This is a genomic window from Variovorax sp. 38R, assembly GCF_014843395.1.
Lineage (GTDB): Bacteria > Pseudomonadota > Gammaproteobacteria > Burkholderiales > Burkholderiaceae_C > Variovorax > Variovorax paradoxus_H.
Window position 1 is genome coordinate 1,104,952 of sequence record NZ_CP062121.1, and the last position, 24,388, is coordinate 1,129,339.

Below are 24,388 nucleotides of genomic sequence, written 5' to 3' on the forward strand. Positions count from 1 at the left end.
CAATGTCACGACACTGTGGGCTTGTTCGTCAAGACAGTTCAACCACAGGAGCTTTCTTCATGCAGGCCATGTTCTCAATGGAAACCGACGACGACACCCCGCCCGCGGCCACGGCCGAGCCGCGCAATTCCTACCTCGAGGAGAAAGCGTTCAAGTCGCGCACGCTGCTGATCTTCGGCAGCATCACCGACAGCGTGGCGGCCGATGTCACGCGCCGGCTCATCGCGCTCGATGCCGACAGCAGCGACAAGCCCATCGACATCCTCGTGAGCTCGCCGGGCGGGCACCTGGAGTCGGGCGACGCCATCCACGACGTGGTGCGCTTCATCAGCGCGCCGGTGCACATGATCGGCACCGGCTGGGTCGGCAGTGCCGCCACGCATCTGTTTCTGGCGGCGCCGCGCGAGCGCCGCGTGTGCCTGCCCAATACGCGCTTCCTGATCCACCAGCCCAGCGGCGGCGCGGGCGGGCAGGCGACCGACATCGCCATTCAAGCGCAGGAAATCCTCAAGGCCCGCCAGCGCATCGCGCACGAGATTGCGCGCGAAACCGGCAAACCCCTCGAGGTGGTGCTGGCCGACATCGAGCGCGACCGCTGGTTGTCGGCCGCGGAGGCCGTCGAGTACGGGCTGGTCTCGCGCATCATTCAGCGCAAGACCGAGTTGCGGCCCGCCTGATCAGGCCTTGGGCTTGTAGGCGACGACGTCGATCTCGACCTTCGCATCGACCATGAGGCGCGCCTCGGTGGTCGAGCGTGCCGGCTTGTTTTCACCGAAGTAGCTCATGTAGACGCGGTTGAAGGCACCAAAGTCGCGCGCGTCGTGCAGCCAGACGGTGCTCTTGCACACGTCGTCGAGCGTGGCGCCGGCCAGCGCGAGCACGGTCTTCAGGTTCTCCATCACCTGGCGCGTCTGCACCTCGATGCCGCCCGCCACGATCTCTCCCTGCGCGTTGGCGGGCACCTGGCCCGACACGTAGACGAAATCGCCCGCGCGCACGGCGGGGGAGAAGGGGCGTGCCTGACGGTCGGAGGCGATGGGCGGGGCGCCGAGGTATTCGAGGGGCATGGGAACTCCTGTGAAGTGAGGGGTTGAGTGGAGGCAGGTGAGGGCTTCAGTATCCGTCTGAATTGAAAGACTTTTTCAGAATAACCCCTCAACAAGGGTTAACACGGATGATTTGGCATGAAGTCTGCTTCAAAGTCCGGGCCAGAAAGAAAATTTCTTTCATAAATCAGCCCGACCCCACGAAGGAGTTCTCCATGTCCCACGCCGGTCTTGTTGTCCAGCGCCTGCCCCGCCTGTCGAAGCGCAGCCTGCTGGGAGCTTCCCTGCTCGCGATGCTGTGTGCTGCACTGCCGCATCCGAGCGCCCACGCGCAGGGCCCGCGCAACTTCGCCACGCTGGCGATGGTGGCCGAGCCGCAGACGCTCGACCCGATGGCCTCCACGGCCGACCTGGTCGGAACCATCATGCAGCACGTGTACGAGACGCTGTACACCTTCGACGCCAAGTGGAACGTGGTGCCGATGCTGGCCGAGACGATGCCGAAGATTTCGGCCGACGGCAAGACCTACGCGATCACGCTGCGCAAGGGCGTGGCGCTGCACAACGGGCGCGAGCTCACGGCCGACGACGTGGTCGCCAGCCTGCAGCGCTGGATGGACCAGTCGCCGCGCGGCAAGGCCGTGGGCAAGGAAATCGAGAGCCTCAAGGCCAAGGGCCCGCTGGGCGTGGAGATCGTGCTGAAGGCGCCGTATGCACCGCTGCTGTCGCAGCTCGCGCTGCCCAGCGGCATGGCGGCCATCATGGCCAAGGACTCCATCGCTTCGCCGCTGAAAGATTTCGTCGGCACCGGCCCCTACAAGTTCAAGGAGCGCCGCCCCGACCAGTTCGTGCTGCTCTCGCGCTTCGACAAGTACGCCGCACGCAAGGAGCCCGCGAGCGGCTACGGCGGCAAGCGCGAAGCGGCCATCGAAGAGCTGCGCTTCGTGCCCGTGCCCAACGCCAGCACGCGCGTCGAGGGCGCGCTGGCCGGCCAGTACGACTTTGCCGACCTGCTGCCGGTGGAAGCCCTGCCGCGCCTGGAGAAGGCCGGCGGCAAGACGCTGCCGATCCTCACGCCGTCGTTCGGCTTCCCGTACCTCGTGCTCAACACCAAGGAAGGCGTGGCCGCGAGCCAGCCGGTGCGCCAGGCGATCCAGACCGCGCTGGGCCAGGGCGAGATGCTCGCGGCCGGCTTCGGCGACACGCGCTTCTTCGTGGCCGAGGCCAACCACTTCCCCAAGGGCTCGCCGTTCTACTCGACGGCCGGCGCCGACCAGTACAACCAGCGCAACGCCACCAAGGGGAAAGACGCTGCGGCCAAGGCCGGCTACAAGGGCGAACCGATCCGCGTGCTCACCAGCCGCCAGTACGACTTTCACTACAACATGTCGCTCTTGATGGCCGAGCAGCTCAAGCGCGCCGGCTTCAAGGTCGACCTCAACGTGGTCGACTGGGCCACGCTGGTGCAACGCCGCAACGACCCGAAGCTGTGGGACATCTACGTGACCCACTCGGGCCAGTTCCCCGAGCCCATGCTCTCGCCGCCGCAACTGGGCGACGGCGCACCCGGCTGGTGGGATTCGCCCGCCAAGAAGGCCACGCTGAGTGCCTTCAACACCGAAAGCGACCCGGCCAAGCGCGGCGCGCTGTGGGGCAAGGTGCAGCAGGTGGTGTACGACGAGGTGCCGTACATCAACGTCGGCAAGTTCAATGGCCTCTCGGCCAAGAGCCCTGCGCTGGACAACTACCAGCCCGCGACCTGGCCGTTCTTCTGGAACGCGAAGATCAAGTAAGGCCGCAAGGACACCCGCCATGCCATCGCGTCGCCAACTTCTGCAAGCCAGCGCACTGGCCTCCGGCCTCGGAGCCCTCGGCCTCACAGCCTCGACTGTCCAGGCCGCCACTTCCGGCCCGGTCTACGCCTACGTCGGCACCTACAGCGACGGCGGCAAGCCGTGGCGCGGTGGGCGCGGCCTCGGCGTGCACCAGTTCGTGGTGGACGGCGCGACCGGTTCGCTCAAGCCCATCTCCGGGGCACCGCCCGCCGTGGCGAGCGCAGGCAGCGATGCCAAGCTGCGCAACCCCGCCTCGCTCGCGCGCCATCCGACGCTGCCGATGCTCTACGCCGCCAACGAGTTCGAGGCTGGCTCGGTCTCGGCCTTCCGCATCGGCGCGAACGGCGCGCTGTCGTTCGTGGCCGAGATGCCCTGCGGCGGCAAGGACCCGGCGTACGTCAGCGTGCACCCCGACGGCCGCTTTCTCTTCACCGCCAACTACGCCAGCGGCGATGTCAGCGTGATCGCGTTGCGCGCCGACGGCACGTTCGACACCGATCGCGCCCCCGTCGTCTACAAGGACGTGGCTGCGTGCGGCGCCGCCACGCCCTGCAAGCCCGGCGCCGACGTCGTGCCGCTCATCGCACGCGTGCATGAGGGCTTTGCCACCAGCGACCACGACGGCCCGCACGCGCACATGGTGCAGGCCGACCCGGCCGGCAACTTCGTGCTCGTGGCCGACCTGGGGCTCGACCGCGTCATCTCGTACCGCTTCGACCGTGCCACCGGCGTGCTGAGCCAGCCGAGCACGGTGGCCGTGTCCGAGAGCTCGGGCGCGCGCCACTTCGCCTTCCACCCGAATGGCAAGTGGGTCTACCTCGTCAACGAAGAGGCCTCGACCATCGCCTTCCTGCGTTACGACGGCGCCACCGGCGTGCTCACGCTCGTGAGCGAAACCTCGGCGCTGCCCGCCGGCTTCAAGGGCACCAGCTACGCCTCGGGCATCCGCATGCTGCCGGGCGGCACGCACTTCGTGTCGCTCAACCGGCTGCACGATTCGATCTCGATCTTCAAGGTCGATGCCCGCACCGGCGCGCCCACGCTCGTGCGCGAAGAGTGGACGCGCGGCAACTACCCGCGCAGCTGCACGCTCGAGCCGAGCGGGCGTTTTCTCTACGTGTGCCACAACAAGCAGGGCGACAACGTGACCATCTTCCGCGTGAAGAAGAACGGTGACGTGCAGTTCACCGGCCAGTACGTGGCCGTCGGCAGCGCCGCCGCCATCGAGTTCTCGTCATGATCAAGAGCGGATCGCTTCGCTACATCGCCTCGCGCGCGGGCGGCATGCTCACCGTACTGGCCCTCGTGGCCGTGCTGGTCTTCGTGCTCACGCGCGCCGCCTCGGGTGACCCGATCTCCGTGCTGCTGGGCGACCAGGCCACCGCCGCCGACATCGCCCGCGTACAGAAGGACTACGGCCTCGACAAGCCATTGCCCGTGCAGTTCGGCTACTGGCTGCGCGAAGTGCTGCAGGGCAATCTGGGCACCTCGATCTTTTTGCAGCGCCCGGTCACGCAGGCGCTGTGGGAGCGGGCCGAGCCGACCACCTTGCTGGCCCTGATGGCCGTGGCCATCGCCGCGCTCATCGGCGTGCCCTGCGGCATCGTCTCGGCGGTGTTCCGCGGGCGTGTGGTCGACCAGTTCTTCACCGGCATCGCGATGCTGGGCGCCAGCATCCCCAGCTTCTGGATGGGCATCGTGCTGATCCAGATCTTCGCGGTGTCGTTCGGGTGGTTCCCCGTGTCGGGCTACGGCGCGCCCGATGCGCCGTTCGCCGAGCGGCTGCATGCACTGGTGCTGCCGGCCACCGTGCTGGGCCTCTTGAACTCCGCACTCATCATCCGCTTCACGCGCGCCTCGATGCTCGACGTGCTGGGTGAAGACTACGTGCGCACCGCACGCTCCAAGGGCCTGAGCGAGAGCACCGTGGTCTTGAAGCATGCGCTGCGCAACGCACTGGTGCCCATCGTCACCGTGATCGGCCTGACCGTCGCGCTGATGATCGGCGGCGCCGTCATCACCGAGACCGTGTTCGGCCTGCCGGGCGTGGGCAACCTCGTGGTCAACGCCGTTCTGCGGCGCGACTACCCCGTCATTCAGGGCGCGCTGCTCGTGATTGCCGCGATCTATGTGCTCATCAATTTCTCGATCGACCTGCTGTATGCCGTCGTCGATCCGCGCGTGAAGGTCTGAACGATGCGCATGCCTCGAATGCTCCGCCAGCTGATGCACCGCCGCATCGTGATGGTCTCCGCCCTGGTGCTGCTGGTGATTGCCGTGCTTGCTGTGGGTGCGCCGCTGTTTGCGTCCGCCGACCCGAACGACACGGCAGTGCTGCAGCGCCTGAAGGCGCCCAGCGCCGAACACCTGCTCGGAACCGACGAACTCGGGCGCGACATGTACGCGCGCATCGTGCACGGTGCCCGCTACTCACTGGCCATCGCGGCGCTCACCGCCTTGGGCTCGGTCATCGCCGGCACGGTGCTTGGTTTGATGGCCGGTTTCTTCCGCCGCCTCGATACACCGCTCATGCGCGTGGTCGACGCCATGATGTCCTTCCCCGACATCCTGCTGGCCATCGCGCTGGTGGCCATCCTCGGCCCCTCGCTGATGAACACCGTGCTCGCGCTGGTGCTGGTCTACACGCCGCGTGTCGCGCGGGTGGTGCGGGCCTCGACCCTGGTGGTGCGCGAGCTGCTCTTCGTCGAAGCCGTGCGGGCCCTGGGTGTGCGCACCTCGCGCATCCTGTGGCGCCATATCCTGCCGAACCTGATGTCGCCGATCCTCGTGCAGGTGTCCTTCATCTTTGCCTACGCGATCCTGGCCGAAGCGGGCCTGTCGTTCCTGGGCGTCGGTGTGCCGCCCGAGATCCCGACCTGGGGCACCATGGTCGCGGGCAGCCAGCAGTACGCGCACCAGGCCTTCTGGGTCGTGCTGTTCCCGGGCCTGGCGATCATCTTCACGGCACTGTCGCTGCAGCTGCTCGGTGATGGCGTGCGCGACCTGCTGGACCCCAAGCTGAAGAAGACCTCGTGATGACGAACGCCACGAACACCCCACGGCTCACGGTCACGAACCTGAGCACCAGCTTCCCCACCGAAGACGGCCTGATCCGCTCGGTGGCCGATGTGAGCTTCTCCATTCAGCCGGGCAAGACCACCGCGCTGGTGGGCGAGTCGGGCTCGGGCAAGTCGGTCACCAGCCTCACGCTGATGCGCCTGCTGCCCAAGACCGCCAATGCGCAGGTCAGCGGATCGGCCTCGTTCGTCACCCGCGAAGGCAAGACGCTGGACCTGCTGCAGATCGGCGAACGCGAGATGCGCTCATTGCGCGGCAACCAGCTGTCGATGATCTTCCAGGAGCCGATGACGAGCCTGAACCCGGTGTTCACCATCGGCGAGCAGATTGCCGAGAGCGTGCGCCTGCACAAGGGACTGGACCGCAAGGCCGCATTGGCCCATGCGCTGCGCATGCTGGAGCTGGTCGAGATTCCGGCTGCCGCCCAACGCATCCACGAGTACCCGCACCAGCTGTCGGGCGGCATGCGCCAGCGCGTGATGATTGCGCTGGCCATGGCCTGCGACCCGACGCTCTTGATCGCCGACGAGCCCACCACGGCGCTGGACGTGACCATCCAGGCGCAGATCCTCGAACTGATGCGGCGGCTGCAGGCCGAGACGGGCATGAGCATCCTGTTCATCACGCACAACCTGGGCGTGGTGGCGCACCATGCCGATGATGTGGTGGTGCTGTACTCGGGTCGCGTGGTCGAGCAAGCGCCCGTGCGGCCTCTCTTTGCGCAGCCCGAGCACCCGTACACGCAGGGCCTGTTGGCCTGTCTGCCGGGCAAGGCGCGGGTTCCTGGGCAACCGAAGCCCAAGCGGCTGTTTGCGATCCGTGGGCAGGTGTCCAGCCCACTCGCCCCGCCACCGGGCTGCGCCTTCGAGCCGCGTTGTGACCAGGCGCTGCCCGAATGCCGCAGTGCGATGCCGCCGCTGATCGACATTCGCCAGGACCGCCAGGCGCGCTGCGTGCGCGTGCAGCCGGACCAGCCTTTGGTGAGAGTCGCATGAGAAGCGCACCGCCTGGCGTGTTGCTCCTTCCCCTCCCGGGGGAAGGCTGGGATGGGGGCAAGCGGCGTTCGTTCGGCGCAGTGCTTCATCCCGTGCCGTCGTGCCCCCACCCCAACCCTCCCCCGGAAGGGGAGGGAGCTAAAACCACACGCCCACGATGACTACCGCCGTCCCCCTCATCGAAGTCCGCGGACTTAAAAAATACTTCGGCAGCAGCGACCGCCCCGTGCGTGCGGTCGACGACGTCTCCTTCGCCATCCACCCCGGCGAGACGCTGGGCCTGGTCGGCGAATCGGGCTCGGGCAAGAGCACCATCGGGCGCACCGTGCTGCGCCTCGTCGAGCGCACCGAGGGCCAGGTGCTGTATCGCGGCGACGACATCGGCACGCTCTCGGGTGAGCGCATGCGCAAGCTGCGCAGCAAGCTGCAGATCATCTTTCAGGACCCGTACGCCAGCCTGAACCCGAAGATGCGCATCAGCGCCATCCTCGGCGAGGCGCTGTCCACGCACGGGCTGCACAAGGGCGCAGCCGCGCGCGACAAACGCATCGCCGAGCTGCTGGAGACCGTGGGACTGCGCCCTGAGCACGCCAGTCGCTTTCCGCACGAGTTCTCCGGCGGCCAGCGCCAGCGCATCGGCGTGGCACGCGCGCTGGCCGTGGAGCCCGAGTTCATCGTGGCCGACGAGCCGCTGTCGGCACTCGATGTGTCCATCCAATCGCAGGTCATCAACCTGCTGGCCGATCTGCGCGAGCGCCTGGGCCTGACGATGCTCTTCATCTCGCACGACCTGGACGTGGTCGAGTACCTGTGCGACCGCGTGGTGGTGCTGTACCTGGGCAAGGTGATGGAAGTGGCGACCACCGACGAGCTGTTTGCGCGTCCCTCGCATCCCTACACGCAGGCGCTGCTGGCCGCGAGCCCGAAGCCTGACCCCGAGATGGCCACCGAGCGCATTGCATTGAAGGGCGACATCCCCAGCCCGATCTCGCCGCCCTCGGGCTGCGTGTTCCGCACGCGCTGTCCACATGCCATCGAGGCTTGCGCGCAGACGGTGCCCAGCCTGGATGAGATTTCCCCCGCACACTACAGCGCCTGCATCCGCAAAGAACTGCTCTCCAACATCGCCGTTGCACGACCATGACCGACACCGCTTCTGCTACCCAAGACTTCATCGACCCGCTGCTCAGCGACCGTTTCAAGGGCTACCCGCGCACCCAGGCGCCGCGCCGGCGCAGTGAAGTCGGCGCCGCCGGCTGGAACGTGCTGGCCGGCGATCTGCCGCTGCCGCTGGCCGTTCTCAAGCGCGAGGCGCTCGAACACAACCTCGCGTGGATGCAATCGCGCGTGCGCGAGTGGGGCATCGACCTCGCCCCGCACGGAAAGACCACCATGTCGCCGCAGCTGTTCCAGCGCCAGCTTGACGCCGGCGCCTGGGGCCTGACCTTCGCCACCGTCACGCAGCTGGCCGTGGGCGTGGCCGCCGGCGCGCGTCGCACGCTGATCGCCAACCAGGTCGTGAGCGACGAAGACCTGGCCGGCATCCAGCTGCTGCTGGCCGACCATGCCGACCTGCGTGTCGTGTTCCTGGTCGACTCGATCGCGCAGCTGGCGCTCATCGAAGACTGGTCGAAGCGCAACCCCGCAAGCGTGCCCTTTGAAGTCATGCTCGAGATCGGCGTGCAAGGCGCGCGCACGGGCTGCCGCACGCACGACGAAGCCATCGCGCTCGCCACGCGCGTGCGCGCGAGCGACGCGGCCAAGCTCGTGGGCATCGAGACCTACGAAGGGCAGGGCGCCACGGGCGAGAGCGAGCCCGACACGGCCTACGCCACCACGCTGATGGACCGCGTCGAAGCTGTTGCGCGCCATTGCGACACGCAGCAGCTCTTCGAGACCGACGAAGTGCTGGTCTCGGCCGGCGGCTCGGCGATCTTCGACCTCGTGGCCGGGCGCCTGAAGCCTGCCTTGGGTTCTCCGGTGCGCGGCCTGCTGCGCTCAGGCTGCTACGTGACGCACGACCATGGCTTCTACAAGCGCATGGTGAATGTGGTGGACGAGCGCCTGGGTTGCGAGTGCGGCGAGGGTCTGACACCGGCGATGGAAGTCTGGGCCAACGTGCAGTCGCGACCCGAGCCGGGCCTGGCGATCCTGTCGGTCGGCAAGCGCGACATCTCCTTCGACCTCTCGCTGCCCGTGCCAATCGCGCGCGCGGCGCGCGGAGCGTTGCAGCCGCAGGGTGTGCCCGCCGGCTGGAAGATCACCGCACTGAACGATCAGCATGCCTACCTGCGCTGGGACGCAAGCGAAGAAGCCGACGCCCCCAAGGTCGGCGACCGCGTGGGCCTGGGCATCTCGCACCCCTGCACCACCTTCGACAAATGGCACTGGATGCCCGTGGTCGAGAACGACTACCGCGTGAGCGACGCCGTCGCCATGCACTTCTAAAAACAGACGCACCGATGACGCCCTCCTTGCTCAAGAGAATCGCCGAGGCGCGTGGCGACGCGCCGGCCACGCGGCGCGCGATTCTCGACCTGATCCTCGAAGACCCCGACCGCGCGCTCGAAGAGAGCTTCGAGCAGCTGGCCGAGCGCTCGCGCAGCTCGGTGCCCACCATCATGCGCACCTGCCGCGACCTCGGCTTTGCCGGGCTGCGCGAGTTCAAGCTCGCGCTCGCACAGGAACTGGCACTCGGCGGTTCGCCGCTGCACCGCCGCGTCAACATCGAAGACGCCGCCGACGAAGTGGTCAGCAAGATCGCACGCAGTGCCGCCGCCTCGGTCTCGGGCGTGCGCGGCCAGCTCGACATGCAGGTGCTCGACGGCGCCGTGCGCGCCATCGCGGCCGCACCGCACGTTGACCTGTACGGCGCGGGCGCCACCTCGTGGTTCATGGCGAGCGACCTGCAGGCGCGGCTGTTCCGCCTCGGCCTCTCGGCCAATGCCTGGGCCGACTACCACCTGCAGCAGGTGGCCGGTGCAGCGCAACGCCCGGGCGGCGTGGTCATCGCCATCTCGCACGTGGGCGGCATGCCCTCGCTGCTCGACGCCGTCGACATCGCGCGCGGGCAGGGCGCCCAGGTGGTCGCGATCACGCGGCCGGGCACCGCGCTCGCAGCCAAGGCCGACTTCCTCATCGGCCTGTCGGTGCCCGACGACGCCGTGATGCACGTGGGCATCGACGCCTACCTCACGCACCTCACCGTCATCGAGATCCTCACCGTGCTGGTGGCGCAACGCCGCGGCGAGCCCGCCGTGCAGCGCCTGCAGCGCGCACGCGAGGCCTTTCAACGCCATGGCATCGACGCCACCACGCACCCGCTGCAGAGCTGGGACGGCGGCGGCATCAACGCGAAAAAGGGAGACCGCGAACCATGAGCGACACCCCACCCGTGCTGCTCGAAGCCGGCCTCGTGGTCGACGGCTCGGGCGGCCCTTCATGGCCCGGCGACGTGCTGCTGCAGGGCGACCGCATCGTGGCACTCGGCGAAGGCCTGCGCACGCGGCTGCCTGAGGGACTGAACATCGCGGACGTCGACGTGGTCGACTGCCGTGGCAAGGTGATCGCCCCCGGCTTCATCGACGCCCACACGCACGACGACGCCATCGTGCTGCGCGACCCGCTGTGCCTGCCCAAGGTGTCGCAGGGCATCACCACCGTGGTCACGGGCAACTGCGGCATTTCGCTGGCGCCGTACCGCACGCCGCAGTCGAAGCCGCCGCTCACGCTGCTGGGCGCCGATTCGTTCAAGCATGCGACCATGGCCGAGTACCGCGCGGCGGTCGATGCGACGCAGCCTGCGCTCAATGTGGCGGCACTGATTGGCCACACCACGCTGCGCTTCGCGGCGATGCAGGCGCTCGACCGGCCCGCCGACAGCGACGAATTGGGGCGCATGGAAGCGCTGCTCGACGACTGCATGGCCGCAGGCGCGCATGGCATGTCATCAGGCCTGTTCTACGAAGAAGCCTTTGCCGCACCGGCCGAAGAAGTCACCGCGCTCGCGCGCGTCATGGCACGCCACGGCGGCGTGTACGCTACGCACCTGCGCAGCGAAATGCAGCAGATCATCGAAGCGCTGCACGAGGCCGGCGACACGGCCTTCAGCGCGGGCGTGCCGCTGGTCATCTCGCACCACAAGTGCGCCGGTCCCGCGAACTGGGGCCGCACGAAGGAGACGCTGCCGCTGATCGAGGCGCTGTCGCAGCGCCAGCAGATCGCGATGGACGTCTACCCCTACGTGGCCGGCTCCACCGTGCTGCGCGAAGACCTGGTCGACGGCGTCATCGACGTGCTGCTGACCTGGTCCGACCCGCACCCCGAGATGACGGGCCGCCTCCTCTCCGACATCGCGCGCGAGTGGGGCACCACCGAACAGGAAGCCTGCCTGCGCCTGAAGCCCGGCGGTGCCTGCTACTTCCAGATGCAGGAAGAAGACGTGGAGCGCGTCATTGCGCACCCGCTCACCATGATCGGCAGTGACGGCCTGCCGCACGACCGCCATCCGCACCCGCGCCTGTGGGGTGCGTTCCCGCGCGTGTTTGCGCGCTACTGGCGCCAGCGCAAGCTCTTCACGCTGGAGCAGGCGGTGCACAAGATGACCGGCATGACCGCGCGCAACCTGCGCATCGCGGATCGCGGCCTGCTGCGCGTCGGCACGATGGCCGACGTGGTGGTGTTCGACCCTGAGACCATCACCGACACCGCGACCTACGACCAGCCGCTGGGCGTGAGCGAAGGGATCGAACGCGTGTTCGTGAACGGCGTGCTGGCCTATCGCGGTGGCGGGGGCGAAGCGAAGGTGCTGGCGCGCGCGGGGCGGATGCTCACGCGCGGCAGCTAGGCATCAGGCAAACACCAGGCACACCGGCGTAGGCACCTGCGCCACCTGCACCGGCTGGTCCAGCGTGCCGCTGGCCGGATCGATGCGCAGGCGCAGGATCGTGTCGCCTTTCTGGCTGAGCGCGTAGAGGTGGCTGCCACCCGGCGCCATCGCCAGCGCACGCGGAAAGCGCAGGCCCTCGCTCCAGTGCTGCAGCGGTGTCAACGCGCCGTTGCTCGCGTCGATGCGGAACGCCGCAATGCTGTCGGCCATGGGATGGTCCGACTTCAAGCGCCGGTTGGTCGCATAGAGAAATTGCCCTGACGGATGCATCACCAGCGCCGCCGCGTTCTTCTGGCCGACGTAGCCCTCGGGCACGGTCGAGACGCGCTGGCGCTGTTCCCCGACCTTGCCACTCGCCGCGTCGTAGCCGAAGCTGGTGACCGTGGCGTCGAGTTCGTTCACCACGTACAGGAAGCGCTGCGACGGATGCAGCGCCAGATGGCGCGGGCCGCTGCCGGGCGCGACGGACGTGCGACCAAGCAAGGCCAGCTTGCCGTCGGCGAGCGTGAACGCATTGATGCGGTCGGTGCCGAGGTCGGTGGCGAGCAGGCGTTGGCCCGTGCCATCGAACAGCACCATGTGCGGATGCGGCGATTCCTGGCGTTCCGCGTCGGGGCCGGCGCCGGTTTCCTTCTCGATGCCCGAGACCTTGCCGAGCTTGCCGTCCGCCTCGATGGGCAGCACGTTGTAGGCGCCGCCACCGTACAGCGCCACAGCGAGCGCGCGGCCATCGGGCGACACGGCCAGGTGCGCAGGCGTCACGCCCGAGAGCGAGAGCGGCTGGCGGTTGAGCAGCGTCAGGCGCCCATCGTTCGCATCGATTGCATAGGCCTCGGCCGTGCCGGTGGGCAGTCCCAGGTAGCTGTCGATCTCGTTGATCGCGTAGAGGACGCGCCGGTTCGGGTGCACCGCGAGGAACGACGGATTCGCGCTCGCGACGGTCTGCACCGGCGTCCAGCCACCGTCCCGAATCGCGAGCACGTAGATGCCCTTCGACGCCGGGCCCCCGGCGGTGCCGCCGCTGGTGTACGTGCCGACGTAGGCGAAGCGGGGCGCGGGCGCGGTGCTGGTGACAGTGCTGCTGCTCGCGGCGTCCGGAGTCTGTGCACCGGCGGGGACCATCGGTGTCAGCGCGCCTAGCGCGGAGGCGCCGCCGATCCACTGCATGACGGCGCGGCGGTTCTGACCGGAGAGTTGGGGGCTGTGTGTCATGGCGTTCATTCCTCTCGTTCAGGGCCGCACCGACATGGCATGGTGAAGGATGTTGTTCGGGTCGTAGCGCCGCTTCACTTTCCGAAGGAAGGCGTAGAGCCCCTGGTCCCCATAGTAGAGCTGCGGCCAGAACGGGTAGGCCAGCATGTCGTTGTCCGGGTAGTTGATGTAGCAGCCTTCGTAGCGCTCGCCGGGGTAGGGCGTGCCGGCAAAGCGCTCGGGTACGTCGGGCGTGCCGTACACGTCGCGAAAGAAGTCGCTGATCCAGCGCAGGTGGCCCGCGTCGTCCGCCGCGCTGCGCCAATACGTCTGGTACTGCAGCTTCATGATCGATGCGCGCTGCGGCACGGCGGTGTCTCCGATGCGCTCGGGCTTGTTGATCGCGCCGCCATAGGAGTCGACCTGCACCAGCGACTGGCTCAGGTCGACGCCAGGCATCGTGCGCGTGAGGTGCGTGTAGATGCGCTGCGCTTCGCGGGCCGTGAAGTTGCGCTTCATGTAGGCCGACTTGTACTTGCCGCGCTGGTTCTCGCCCGAGCCGTTGAGGTACTGCGTGGCCGTGAGCCAGTCGTAGCGCGTCACCGTGTGCGGCTTGGAACACAGCAGCTGCCCCGTGTCTTGCCGCGGCGCCGGGCCCACGCCGGGTGCGCGGCCCTTCAATGGCACCGGCGTGCAGGCACGGAAACGGTCGAGAAAATCGTGGAGCACCGTGAGGTCGTTGCAGGTGCCGTCGGGGTTGCAGAACTGCGTGAGCATCACGATCTGGCCCGACGAGCGGTGCGTGAGTTTGAGCAGCGAGAACATGCCCCAGGTGTCGGGCGATGTGCCGCGCGTGGCCCAGTAGTCGCCGTAGATGGAGAGTAGTTCGGCAAAGCGCGCGGGCGTCATCGTGGCCCAGTCGAACGCGACCACCGCGAGCGCCACCTCGCGCGGCGCGGTCGGCAGGGTGTCGAACACATAGCCGGTGATTGCACCGAAGTTGCCGCCGCCCGCGCCGCGGCAGGCGCGGAACAGCTCCGGCTCGCGCGTCGCATCCACGGTGCGCGGCACGACCTTGCCGCGCGCATCGACCGTGAGGATGTCCACCGCCGAAAGCCAGTCGACAGTGAGCCCCTGCAGGCGCGACAGCAGCCCGTAGCCGCCGCCGCAGATGTGCCCGCCCGCGCCCACCGAATAGCAGGAGCCGCCGGGCAGCGTCACGTTGTGCTGCTTGTAGAGCTCGAGGTAGCCATTCCAGTTCTGCGTGCCGGGGCTGATGCGGTAGCGCCCGTCGCCCTTGCGGTCGGCGCTCGCCTGCGTGAGCAGGCTCAGGTCGAGGATCGCACCGCCGGGGTTGTTGGAGACGAAGTCTTCATAGCAGTGCCCGCCGCTGCGCACCGTGGGCCGCAGGCCCGCATCGACGATGCGCTGTAGTGCAGCGGCGGCATCGCCCGCGTTTTCCACCAGCTCGATGCGCGACGCGGCATCCGATTCCGTGGCCGGCCATCGCAGGTTGAAGCCCTTCTTCAAGGTGTTGTAGCGAGCGTCCTGGCGTGTCACGGTGATGGTCATGGGCACTGTCTCTGAAGAAGGTCTGGCGGCGATGGCGCCGGGAGAAGGGGAAGGTCTGCGTTGTTTCGGGTGGGCTTGAAATTGAAAGGTTTTTTCTTAACTTCCTTGAATTCACGTGGATATGGCGGAATCTCGCCAGTATTGACGTGAATTTCAGACGTTATGAAAAATATTTTCAGTTCGACACAGCGTCTTCGGTGGGCTGAGCCTGGAACATCCGCGTGAAGTCGCAGCACGCCTGCGCCAGCATCACGATCGACGACGTGAGCGCGCTGCGGTGCTCGCCTTTGTGCATCGCCACGTAGCGCACCACGGGCAGCGCGGGCGTCACGTCGATCACCTCGAGCATGCCGGCGTCGACCAGCGGCGCGAGGCATTCGCGCGGCAGGTAGCTCACGCCGAGACCCGACACGGTGAGCCCCGTGAGCGCGACGAGGTTGCTCACCACGATCGCGTTGGCGGGCTGCACGCCCTGGTCCTTCATCCATGCGTCGTAGGCGCGGCCGGTGCCCGAGTTGTTGCCCTGCACCAGCATGCGGTGGCGCGCGAGGTCGTGCAGGCGCACGGTGCCGGTGGCCGCGGCTGAGGGAATCACGCCGGGCTTGCACATCCACGCGCTCTTCACCCGGCCAATGACCTTGCTCTGCATGCGCGAGTCGGCGAAGGTGTGGGGCACGATCACCACGTCGAGCTCGTCGGCCAGCAGCTTGTCACGCAGCTGCAGGCTGTCGTCCACGTCGGGCTCGAGGATCACCTTTGGGTAGTGCTGCTGGATCAGGCCGACGAGGCGCGGCAGCCAGGTCATCGCGGTGAGCTCGGTCACGCCGATGCGGATGCGACGCTCCACCACACCCGGCTTGCCGAACTGTTCGACGGCGGCATCGCGCTGGTCGAGCAGCTTCTTGGCGAGCACGAACATCTCTTCGCCCTTGTCGGTGAGACGCGCGGTGCGCTGGCTGCGGTCGAACAGTTCGGTGTCGAACAGCTGCTCCAGCTCGTGCACGCGCTTGGAGATGGCCGACTGCGAGGTGTGCAGCTGGTTGGCCGCCTGCGCGAAGCCGCCCAGCCGGGCGATCCAGTACAGGGCTTCGAGTTGCTTGAAAGTCATCACGGCGGGCGGCTCCTGAAAGAACGCTTTTATTCATGCAATTCGATCACAAAAAATCGCTTTTAGAAATTCATCGAGGCGCACAAGATGCGCCCCAGGCCACCGTCATCGCAACCCAAGGAACACACCATGGACTTCAAACTGCCTCTCGCACCTCTCGCAATGGCACTCGCCCTTGTCTTCGCCTGCGGCGCCGTCAGTGCCCAGGACGCCGGCACGCTGCGCAAGATCAAGGAGAGCGGCACGATCCAGATCGGCGCGCGTGACAGCCAGATCCCGTTCTCGTACAAGCTCAGCGCCGACAGCGCGCCCATCGGCTTTACCAACGACATCTGCCTGAAGATCGTCGACGCCGTGAAAGCCAAGCTGGGCCTGCCGAAGATCGAGGTGCGCTACACCATGCTCAACTCGACCAACCGCATTCCGCTGCTGCAGAACGGCACCGTGGACCTCGACTGCGCGACCACCACCAACACCACGCAGCGCCAGGCGCAGGTCGACTTTGCGCCCAGCCACTTCGTCACCAACATCACGGCCGCCGTGAAGAAGAACTCGGGCATCAACGCGCTGCCCGACCTCAACGGCAAGAACGTGGCCACCGTCTCGGGCAGCACCTCCATCCAGCTGCTGCGCGGCGCGCGCAAGAGCGGCACCATCGAGGTGAACGAGATCGCGGGCAAGGACACCTCCGACGGCTTCCTGCTGCTGTCCACCGGCCGCGCCGATGCCTACGTGCTCGACGACGTGCAGCTGGCCGGCATGATCGCCAGCGCCACCAACCCGGGCGACTACAAGATCCTCAAGGAGTCGCTGCGCCAGGAGCCCTACGGCATCATGCTGCGCAAGGACGACCCCGAGTTCAAGGCGCTGGTCGACGAGACCGTCAACGGACTCATGAAGTCGGGCGCCATCGAGCAGCTGTACACCAAGTGGTTCCTCTCGCCGATCCCGCCGCGCAACGCGAACCTCAACTTCCCGATGACGGACGCGGTGCGCGAGATCTACAAGAACCCCAACAACAAGGGCGTCTGACACCATGGCAGTCACACGTGCGGACCTGCCGCAAGGCGAGCTCTTTTCCGAGACGCTCATGCGCGAGGTGCGTGAGCGCTTCCTGGGCATCGAGCGCGACCACCACGGCCGCGAGCGCCTGTACTTCGACAACGCCGGCGGTTCGTTCCGACTGAAGGCGGCAATCGAGCGCTTCGCGCAGGTCGACGCCATTCCCGACAACGCCGAGCGCATCCACGAAACCGCCGTCGAGCTGCAGGCGATGCAGGCGCGCGGCGCCGACGACCTGCGCACCATCCTCAACGCCACCGGCGGCAGCGTGTACCCCTCGCTCACCGCCTCGGGCGCCATGTTCGACATGGTGCGCGCGGTGGCCGAGAACGTGCCGGGCACGAACATGGTCACGACCGCGCTCGAGCACCCCTCGGCCTTCGACGCCATGCGCCTGTATGCCGAACGCCTCGGGCGCGAGCTGCGCGTGGCGAAAAGCAACCCCGTCACCGGCGGCGTCGACGTGGACGCCATCGTGGGGCTGGTCGACGAGCACACCTGTGTGCTCAACGTGATCCATGCGTCGAACATCTCGGGCGCCAAGCTCGACATGGCGACCATCGTGCGGCGCGCGCGCGAGATCAAGCCCGACCTCTACATCCTCGTCGATGCCGTGCAGCACGCGCCGCACGGCGTCATCGACCTGCAGCAGACGCCGGTGGACGGCATCAACCTCGCGCCCTACAAGTTCTTCGGCTGCCGCGGCTCGGGCTTCGCGTGGATGTCGGAGCGCGCGGCTGCGCTGCCGCACCACAAGCTGGCCGGCAAGAAGCCCGGCCACTGGGAGCTGGGCAGCTCGGCGCCGTGGCAGTTCGCGGTGCTCACCGAAATCGTCGACTACGTGGGCTGGCTCGGCGGCCATTTCACTGATGCCACCGACCGCCGCGCCCGCTTCGTGGCGGGCATCGAGCGCATCGAGCTGCATGAGCGCGCGCTGCTGGCGACGCTGCTCGACGGCACCGCGCAGACGCCGGGCCTGCGCGCGCTGGACGGCGTGCAGGTGTTTCTGGACCACGAAGACCTGACACAGCGCGACCTGATCCTGGGCATCGGCTTCGACGGCCTCGATTGCACGCAGGCCGTGGTCGAGTACGGCAAGCGCGGCGTGACCGTGTACGAGCGCGTGGCCAGCAGCATCTACTCGAAGCGGATGCTCGAATCCTTCGGGCTCGAAGGCACCGTGCGCGTGTCGCCGCTGCACTGCCACACGGTGGGCGAGATGGAAGACTTTTTGCGCGTGACGCGCGAGATTGCGCAGGCCATCAGCGCTGCGTAGGCCCACCTGCGGCCTGCTGTTGTGCGTCCACGCGCGCGATGTTCTGCTGGTGCGACACCAGCATCGCCGTCAGCTCGCCGTGGACGTGCGCGTCGCTTATGCGCGGCAGCAGCGCCTGCAGCTTGCGCACCACCCAGCCCTGGCCGCGGTTGAGCAGCGCCATGCGCGCGGCCAGCTCGGGCACGGCCATCGCGCGCTCGTAGAACGCGCCGGTGCGCGTGCTGGGCGTGGCGGCCAGCGACTGGATCGCGTCGATCAGCACGCCGCACCAGCGCACCTCGTCGCGGTGGATGTCGGTCACCAGGCGCTGCAGCGCGGGGTCGTCAGTCTCGGCGGCGCTGCGCAGCGTGATGCGCGCGCCGGCACGCTCGGCTTCGAGCAGCTCGTTCAGCGCGGCCAGCAGCTCCTCGCGGTTGCCGGCGTCGCGGTAGGCCGCATCCAGCTCATCGGCGTAGCAGACCGGGGAGGACACTTCCACGCGCTCGGGGAAGCGCAGCCCCTGCGCGCGCAGCGCGGCGGGCGTGTCGGCGAAAGGCGGCGTGGCATCGTCGGGCGGGGAGGCGTGGGGCATGGGCGGCAGGGGGCGCATGGCAGGGCTCCTGAAGTCGTGTGCGTTCCCATGATGAACCGATGCTTCTCTCCAAGCCAGTGGGAGCGTGCGCGCCAGCATGTCGCGCTGCCGCCGGGAATCGAAGAAGGCGTGAGCGTGGGCAGCGAACCCAGCCTGTGGCACCCGCTGCTGGCCGACTGGCTGATCTGGATGCACCGCGTCTGCCCCGAGATCGCGCTGCGCGCCGAAGTCGACAGCGCACAGCGCCCGCTCCACGCCGTGCAGGGCGGCGCGCTCGACCTGGCCGTGCTCTACAACCCGCCGCAGCGCCCCGGCATCGGCATGCATTCGCCGGGCTGAGGCGCAGTCCTGCTCCGCGGGTTGCTACTTTCAGGTACTTACGTCCAGGGCACCGGGACTCCGACAATCGGGCGCACGCCACCCTGCGCAACGCGGGGAAGAAAAATAAGCTTCGGGGAGTTTCATGTCCAACCACGGCAGTGTGCCTGTGCGCACGCGTTCGTCGTCACCATCCGCTGACCGCAGCGCCCTGTGGGCCGAGCTGAGCCAGACGGCTCGGCTGTACCGTCTTGAAGCACCGAGCGCTGCTTCATCTTCTTCGTCGGCCGCGCGCGAGAGCATCGACGCCTTGCGTGTGGAAGGCTGGGTGCAGCGCGAGGCCGTGTCGCAGCTGTTCGAGCTGCGCATCGTGTGTTTGAGCCTGCGCGCGGACCTGGCGTTGTCTTCGCTGATCGACCAACCGCTGACGCTGGTCTCCGTGCTGGCTGATGGCTCTCTTGGCAGACGCACCGGACTGATCCGCGCAGTCGAGTCGCTCGGCTCCGATGGCGGCCTGGCCCGCTACCGCCTGACGCTCGTGCCCTGGCTCTGGCTGGCCACTCAGCAAGGCCGCAGCCAGGTCTTCCAGCAACGCAGCGTCGCAGACATCATCGAGCGCGTGCTCGCCCCGTATGCCGATGCGGGCAGCTGGGCCTTCTCCTCCGAGGTGAATGGCTTCCTGGCCGATGCGCCCGTGCGCACCTACTGCACTCAGTACCGCGAGAGCGACTTCGACTTCTTCTCGCGCCTGCTGGCCGAAGAGGGCCTGGCCTGGCGCATTGAGGAAGACGCCAAGGCCCCGATGGGCCACAAGCTCGTGATCTTTTCATCGAACGACGCCCAGCCCGCCGATGCCGGCTCGCCCGTTCGCTTTCACCGCAAGAGCTCGCAGGAACGCAGCGACGCCGTGCAGGCGCTGGTGCGGCGCATGCGCCAGTCGGTCGCGCAAGTGCACCTGAGCGCCTGGAACGTCGACGGCAAGCGCCAGCTCACAGGCAGCGCCCCGGCGCGCTTTCCGGTCGGCGGCAAGAACGCCCCGCGCCTGGAGTACGACGACGTGCTCGGCCTGAACGACCGCAGCCGAGGCTGGGACACCAACCGCACGCTGGAGCGCTATGCGGCCCTGATGATGGAAGCGGCCGAATGCCGCGCCGACCTGATGCTGGGCCACAGCACCGTGCGCACCTTGCGCGCGGGCACACGCATCGAGATCGATGACGCACCTGCATTGGGCCTACAAACCAAGCCCGCGCTGCTGCTGGACACCGTCGAGCATGTGGGCATCAACAACCTGCCCAAGGACACGGCCGCGTCGATTGCGGCGCAGCTGGGCGAACTGACGGAACACCTGGTGTTCGATCAGTCGTGCGCCCCCGTGACTGCGGAATCCGATGTGTTCGGGCTGGTGTCTGCAGCAGTGGCAACGAGCAACGACAACGGCATCCACCCGCAGCCCCAGAACCTCGCCACCGCGCAGGCCCAGGGCTACGCCAACAGCTTCTCGGGCGTGCACACCCCGCGCCCTTGGCGCCCCGCCCTGGCTGCGGCCGACGGCGCACGCCTGCACGCCAAGCCCACAGCCAGCGGCGTGCACAGCGCGATCGTGGTCGGGCCGTCGGGCGAGACCTCGCCCAACGGCGCCGACGAGCTGTACTGCAACGACCGCGGCGACGTGCGCGTGCGCTTCCATTGGCAGAATGGAACTGGAGAGAACAACGACAGCGCCCCCGACAACCGCAGCACCCGCTGGATTCGCGTGGCCCAGCGCCAGGCGGGCCCCGGCATGGGCTGGCAGTGGCTGCCGCGCATCGGCCAGGAAGTGCTGGTCAAGTTCGTCGACCTCGATGTCGATCAGCCCGTCATCGTCGGCGCGCTGTACAACGGCCGCGGCGACGGCGGCATCGCCCCCACGCCCGGCGGCGCATCGCGCGGCAGTGAGGAAAGCAACGACGTCTTCGCCCAAGCGGGCAACGCCTCGCCCAGCGCCCAGGCCAACCTCGCTGCAGGCCATGCCCCACCCTGGCACGGTGCCAGCGCCGACGACAAGGGCCACCGCAATGCGGCCGCCCTGAGCGGCTTCAAGACCAAGGAGTTCGGCGGCGAGGGCTTCAGCCAGCTGGTGTTCGACGATTCGAACCAGCAGCTGCGCGTGCAACTGCATGCGAGCACCGCCCACAGCCAACTGAACCTGGGCCACCTGATCCACCAGGCCGACAACTTCCGGGGCAGCTTCCGCGGCCAGGGCCTGGAGCTGCGCACCGACGGCTATGCCGCCCTGCGCGGCGGCAAGGGCGTCTTGCTCAGCACGTACCACGGCGCAGGCGGCCAGAAGCTGGAGCTCGCGGGCGACTTCGCCGCCGGCATGGCGCTGCTCAAGCAGGTGCAGCAGCTGGGCCAGGCGCTGAGCGATGCCGCCAAGACCCACGAGACCGTGCAGCTGGCCGGGCACATCGGTGCCAACAAGGCCGACGAATCGCAACTGGACAAGGAACGCGCGCCCTACGCCGCGATGGAGCGCACCGCCAGCGGCATGGTCGCTGCCGACGCGCTCGACACCGCCTACGCGGATGCAGCAGACAAAGCCATCGCCACCGGCGAAGGCAAGGTGCCGCACACGAGCGACGCCGTGGTCGCACTGGCCGCACGCGGCGGGCTGGCGATGGTGGCAGGCCAGCAGCTGCAGATCGTCAGCGGCGAGACCGCCACGCTGGCCAGCGGCGGCGACATCAACCTGGCGCTGGCCGACGTGCTGCGCGTGCACAGCGGACAGACCATCGGCGTGCTGGCCGGGGCGCAGAAGGCCGATGCCGAATCGGGCCTGTCAGTCATCGCGGGCAGCGACGACCTGGACTTCCAGGCGCAGCACGATGAGCTGCGCATCCAGGCCAAGGAGGCGCTGAAGATCGCGAGCACGGACCAGACGGTGGAGTTCGCGGCCAAGAAGAAGATCCGCATCGCGACCGCGCAGGGCGCGTCGATCACGCTGCAGGATGGGGACATCACCTTCGAGTGCCCGGGGAAGATCACGTATCACGCGGTGCAGCGGAAGTTGGCTGGGCCGACGAGCCTAGGCGCCGATCTCCCCGCTTTTCCGAAGTCGGGCGGCAGCCATCGCTCCTTTGTTCTTGTGCGAGAGATCGATGGTCATCCGATCCCGAAACAACGGTATCGCATCACACGTGCCAACGGCCAGGTCATTGAAGGGGTCTCCAACGACAAGGGCGAGACCGCGATCACCGATTTCGATGGCTTCGAGACCATGAAGATCGAATTCCTCCGGACCCAACACGCATGACAGACGAATCGACAAACGCAGCGCCTGCGCAGGGCGCGCCGGTCAGTGCAGAGAACTACGTGCTCGCCAACGACGATCGCGTGTCGACCGGAAAGAGCTTCGACCCACGGCAGGAGTTGATGGCCAAGTCTCCGATTCCTGGCGTGATCATCCTCGTGCACGGTGTGAACTCCACGGGTGAGTGGTACGAGCAGACCGAGGCAGGGTTGTGCCAAGGCCTGATGGAGCGACTGGGTTGGGTCGACGGCGCCGCTGCCGGCTCGACGCTGTCAGCCGTGCAATACAAGCCCGAGGTGCAACCCGACGGCAGGCTGGACCAGAGCCTCAGCACGAAGTCGTACATCGACGAAAGCAGCGAGGCCCGTTCGCCGGTGATCCGTTTTCGCTGGGGCTTCAAGGCTGCGGCGAAAGACGGCACCAACAAGCAGGACAACGCCGAGTATTGGCAGGAGCGCATCTTTCTCGACGAGTTCGACGCATGGGGCGGTGGCCCGTTTCAGAACGGCACGGCCACCCTGGCCGACATGTGGGGGCTGGGGCTGAACGACCGCGCGTTCTGGTGGATCTACACCAACATGCTGCCCGTCGAAGGGCGCGAGATCTACGCATCGCCGCCGCGCGCCTACTTCGCGCATGCGGCGCATCGGTTGAAGGAACTCATCAAGGCCATTCGCAAGGCACAACCCGATTGCCCGATCACCGTGGTCTGCCACAGTCAGGGCAACATGGTGTCGCTGGGCGCTGCGTTCCTGGGGAGCAACGACAAGGAGGCTGGTGGCAAGGCCGTTGCCGACACCTATGTCATGTGCAACCCGCCCTATTCGACCGGGATCAACTTCATGGACAAGGTCGTGAACCGGAGTCAACGCAGCCACGCTGGCAAGAAGGGCGCTGTGACGCCCGAGGCGCGCGTCAAGACATTGGCGAATTTCATCGCACTGGTCCAGGCACGGGCCGCGGCGGAGCAGAAGCGCGAAGAGATCAATGCCTGGCTCGGCCTGAAGGACAAGGAAAGCGGGAAGTCGCTGTGGGAGCTGGGTGCCTTCTGGGTCGATCCGCCGGAAGACCCATCCAAGGACCGGGACAACCGAGGAAAGATCTTTCTTTATTGCAACCCGCACGATCAGGTCATTTCGGCAAGTCCGGTTCAGGGCATCGGCTGGAAGGGCCTCGATCTTGCGACCCTTCAACAGGTCGACAAGACGGTCATGCCCAAGGACGCAAAGGAGCCGAACCCGGCAGGCACCATGTTCCAGCGTGTGTGGGCCCAAGCCCGGCGCGACGGCAAGCCGCTCCAGATAGGCGACAAGGCCTGGGGGCGCAACTACCGCTATCACGAGGACAACCACGATCCCAAGAAGTTCTGGGTGCCGGAGCCCGAGCACGTGAAGTACTCGCTGGACTTCAATCCCTCGCAGACCTTGCCGAGCCGGATGGTGTCGTGGCTGGCCTCACCGTTGTTCTATGTGATCACCCGCGCCATGGGCGGCATCAGCGCCAGCGCCATGCCGGACAAGGGCTATGCCGTGCCGGTCTCTGCGCCTTACTTGCGCAAGCCCGTCATGCCGCAAAGCGTTCGCTATGGAACCGTCGGAGACTTCGATCAAGGCAAGGACGGTTCGCGCGATGCCCTGAATGCCGCGAACCCCGAAAGCGGAACGCTGTACGGCGGGCAAGGCCAAGGCGATGAACGAAGCCAGGGCGAGTTGATCTATGAACACAATGCGCGCGTTCGCATGCACCGTGCGCAAGGCGACATCAAGACAGACGATGACGAACACAAGGATCGTCAGAAGATGATCAACGAGAACCCCAACGCAACGGACCACTCGACCATCCTCACCAATGCCGAGCATGCGCGGTGTGTGCTTGCGTATGACGTGGCGGTGGGGAACTGCTGGTTGAGCCCGGAGGATTGGGTGAGGTTCCGGAAGATTGCGCATTGGCGGTTCATTCCGGACAAGTTGGAGCAGGAGTCCAACAATTTCTTTTCGTACTACGCCGAAGGAAAGTACGACGTTCCGACCGAACAAGACAAGAAAAAATCCAAAAAATCACTTCATGAGTACTACAACATCGAGCACATGCGAACCTACGCCGATGGAATCAAAGATGAACGCGAAGGCCCTCCATTGGGCTTCCTTTATTGAGGG

20 protein-coding genes are annotated in these 24,388 nt (G+C 67.2%); 15 read left to right on the forward strand and 5 right to left on the reverse strand.

Features of this window, described 5'->3' with window-relative positions; translation table 11 throughout:
• The first annotated feature begins 77 nt into the window (after positions 1 to 77).
• On the forward strand, positions 78 to 677 hold the full coding sequence (locus IG196_RS04870; protein ID WP_101491296.1) for an ATP-dependent Clp protease proteolytic subunit: 600 nt from the start codon (positions 78 to 80) through the stop codon (positions 675 to 677).
• Here the strand turns inward: IG196_RS04870 and IG196_RS04875 are convergent, their stop codons facing one another.
• Entirely contained in the window at positions 678 to 1,067 is a 390-nt protein-coding gene (locus IG196_RS04875) for a RidA family protein (protein ID WP_062473709.1), read from the reverse strand. It abuts the gene before it with no gap.
• A gap of 194 nt (positions 1,068 to 1,261) precedes the next feature.
• On the opposite strand from IG196_RS04875, the gene IG196_RS04880 reads away from it, so the two are divergent.
• From IG196_RS04880 to IG196_RS04920, 9 genes are all read left to right on the forward strand, one after another.
• Positions 1,262 to 2,839: an ABC transporter substrate-binding protein gene (locus tag IG196_RS04880; RefSeq protein WP_101490936.1), complete on the forward strand. Its 1,578-nt coding sequence runs from the start codon at positions 1,262 to 1,264 to the stop codon at positions 2,837 to 2,839.
• Between the two features lie 19 nt (positions 2,840 to 2,858).
• Positions 2,859 to 4,121, forward strand: coding sequence for a lactonase family protein (locus IG196_RS04885; protein ID WP_192195243.1), 1,263 nt, complete (start codon positions 2,859 to 2,861; stop codon positions 4,119 to 4,121).
• Complete coding sequence (locus IG196_RS04890; protein ID WP_101490934.1) at positions 4,118 to 5,074, forward strand: ABC transporter permease; 957 nt, start codon at positions 4,118 to 4,120, stop codon at positions 5,072 to 5,074. Before IG196_RS04885 ends, IG196_RS04890 begins: the two co-directional genes overlap by 4 nt.
• A gap of 3 nt (positions 5,075 to 5,077) precedes the next feature.
• The gene (locus IG196_RS04895; RefSeq protein WP_101488680.1) at positions 5,078 to 5,917 is read left to right on the forward strand and encodes an ABC transporter permease; all 840 of its coding nucleotides are present in this window, start codon (positions 5,078 to 5,080) and stop codon (positions 5,915 to 5,917) included.
• Positions 5,917 to 6,954, forward strand: a complete 1,038-nt coding sequence (locus IG196_RS04900) for an ABC transporter ATP-binding protein (RefSeq protein ID WP_101490933.1) — start codon at positions 5,917 to 5,919, stop codon at positions 6,952 to 6,954. The genes IG196_RS04895 and IG196_RS04900 overlap by 1 nt, the downstream gene beginning before the upstream one ends.
• A gap of 157 nt (positions 6,955 to 7,111) precedes the next feature.
• Positions 7,112 to 8,098, forward strand: a complete 987-nt coding sequence (locus tag IG196_RS04905) for an ABC transporter ATP-binding protein (RefSeq protein ID WP_192195244.1) — start codon at positions 7,112 to 7,114, stop codon at positions 8,096 to 8,098.
• Positions 8,095 to 9,402: an amino acid deaminase gene (locus IG196_RS04910; protein ID WP_192195245.1), complete on the forward strand. Its 1,308-nt coding sequence runs from the start codon at positions 8,095 to 8,097 to the stop codon at positions 9,400 to 9,402. Before IG196_RS04905 ends, IG196_RS04910 begins: the two co-directional genes overlap by 4 nt.
• Positions 9,403 to 9,416: 14 nt before the next feature.
• Complete coding sequence (locus IG196_RS04915; RefSeq protein WP_192195246.1) at positions 9,417 to 10,334, forward strand: MurR/RpiR family transcriptional regulator; 918 nt, start codon at positions 9,417 to 9,419, stop codon at positions 10,332 to 10,334.
• Positions 10,331 to 11,800, forward strand: a complete 1,470-nt coding sequence (locus IG196_RS04920; protein ID WP_192195247.1) for an N-acyl-D-amino-acid deacylase family protein — start codon at positions 10,331 to 10,333, stop codon at positions 11,798 to 11,800. Before IG196_RS04915 ends, IG196_RS04920 begins: the two co-directional genes overlap by 4 nt.
• A 3-nt stretch (positions 11,801 to 11,803) precedes the next feature.
• Here IG196_RS04920 and IG196_RS04925 read toward each other — a convergent pair whose 3' ends face one another.
• The 3 genes from IG196_RS04925 to IG196_RS04935 all read right to left on the reverse strand — a co-directional run bounded on the left by IG196_RS04925 (position 11,804) and on the right by IG196_RS04935 (position 15,713).
• Entirely contained in the window at positions 11,804 to 13,054 is a 1,251-nt protein-coding gene (locus IG196_RS04925) for a lactonase family protein (protein ID WP_192195248.1), read from the reverse strand.
• Between the two features lie 18 nt (positions 13,055 to 13,072).
• Positions 13,073 to 14,605: an FAD-dependent oxidoreductase gene (locus IG196_RS04930; RefSeq protein WP_192195249.1), complete on the reverse strand. Its 1,533-nt coding sequence runs from the start codon at positions 14,603 to 14,605 to the stop codon at positions 13,073 to 13,075.
• 175 nt (positions 14,606 to 14,780) lie between these two features.
• Positions 14,781 to 15,713 carry a LysR family transcriptional regulator gene (locus IG196_RS04935; RefSeq protein WP_192195250.1) on the reverse strand — a complete coding sequence of 311 codons (933 nt, stop codon included), beginning with the start codon at positions 15,711 to 15,713 and terminating at the stop codon, positions 14,781 to 14,783.
• 129 nt (positions 15,714 to 15,842) lie between these two features.
• Here IG196_RS04935 and IG196_RS04940 point away from each other — a divergent pair, with 129 nt between their 5' ends.
• Both IG196_RS04940 and IG196_RS04945 read left to right on the forward strand, forming a co-directional pair.
• The gene (locus IG196_RS04940) at positions 15,843 to 16,745 is read left to right on the forward strand and encodes an amino acid ABC transporter substrate-binding protein (RefSeq protein WP_192195251.1); all 903 of its coding nucleotides are present in this window, start codon (positions 15,843 to 15,845) and stop codon (positions 16,743 to 16,745) included.
• Positions 16,746 to 16,749: 4 nt separating this feature from the next.
• Positions 16,750 to 18,051 (forward strand): aminotransferase class V-fold PLP-dependent enzyme, encoded by a 1,302-nt coding sequence (locus IG196_RS04945; protein WP_192195252.1) that lies wholly within the window; start codon positions 16,750 to 16,752, stop codon positions 18,049 to 18,051.
• On the opposite strand, the gene IG196_RS04950 is transcribed toward IG196_RS04945, so the two are convergent.
• Complete coding sequence (locus IG196_RS04950; protein ID WP_225616930.1) at positions 18,038 to 18,622, reverse strand: DUF6306 domain-containing protein; 585 nt, start codon at positions 18,620 to 18,622, stop codon at positions 18,038 to 18,040. The genes IG196_RS04945 and IG196_RS04950 overlap by 14 nt on opposite strands.
• Positions 18,623 to 18,670: 48 nt before the next feature.
• On the opposite strand from IG196_RS04950, the gene IG196_RS04955 reads away from it, so the two are divergent.
• The 3 genes from IG196_RS04955 (at position 18,671) to IG196_RS04965 (ending at position 24,385) form a co-directional block, all read left to right on the forward strand.
• On the forward strand, positions 18,671 to 18,961 hold the full coding sequence (locus IG196_RS04955; protein ID WP_192195253.1) for a LysR substrate-binding domain-containing protein: 291 nt from the start codon (positions 18,671 to 18,673) through the stop codon (positions 18,959 to 18,961).
• A gap of 124 nt (positions 18,962 to 19,085) precedes the next feature.
• Entirely contained in the window at positions 19,086 to 22,235 is a 3,150-nt protein-coding gene (locus tag IG196_RS04960) for a type VI secretion system Vgr family protein (protein WP_192195254.1), read from the forward strand.
• Complete coding sequence (locus IG196_RS04965) at positions 22,232 to 24,385, forward strand: DUF3274 domain-containing protein (protein WP_192195255.1); 2,154 nt, start codon at positions 22,232 to 22,234, stop codon at positions 24,383 to 24,385. The genes IG196_RS04960 and IG196_RS04965 overlap by 4 nt, the downstream gene beginning before the upstream one ends.
• Positions 24,386 to 24,388 lie beyond the last annotated feature (3 nt).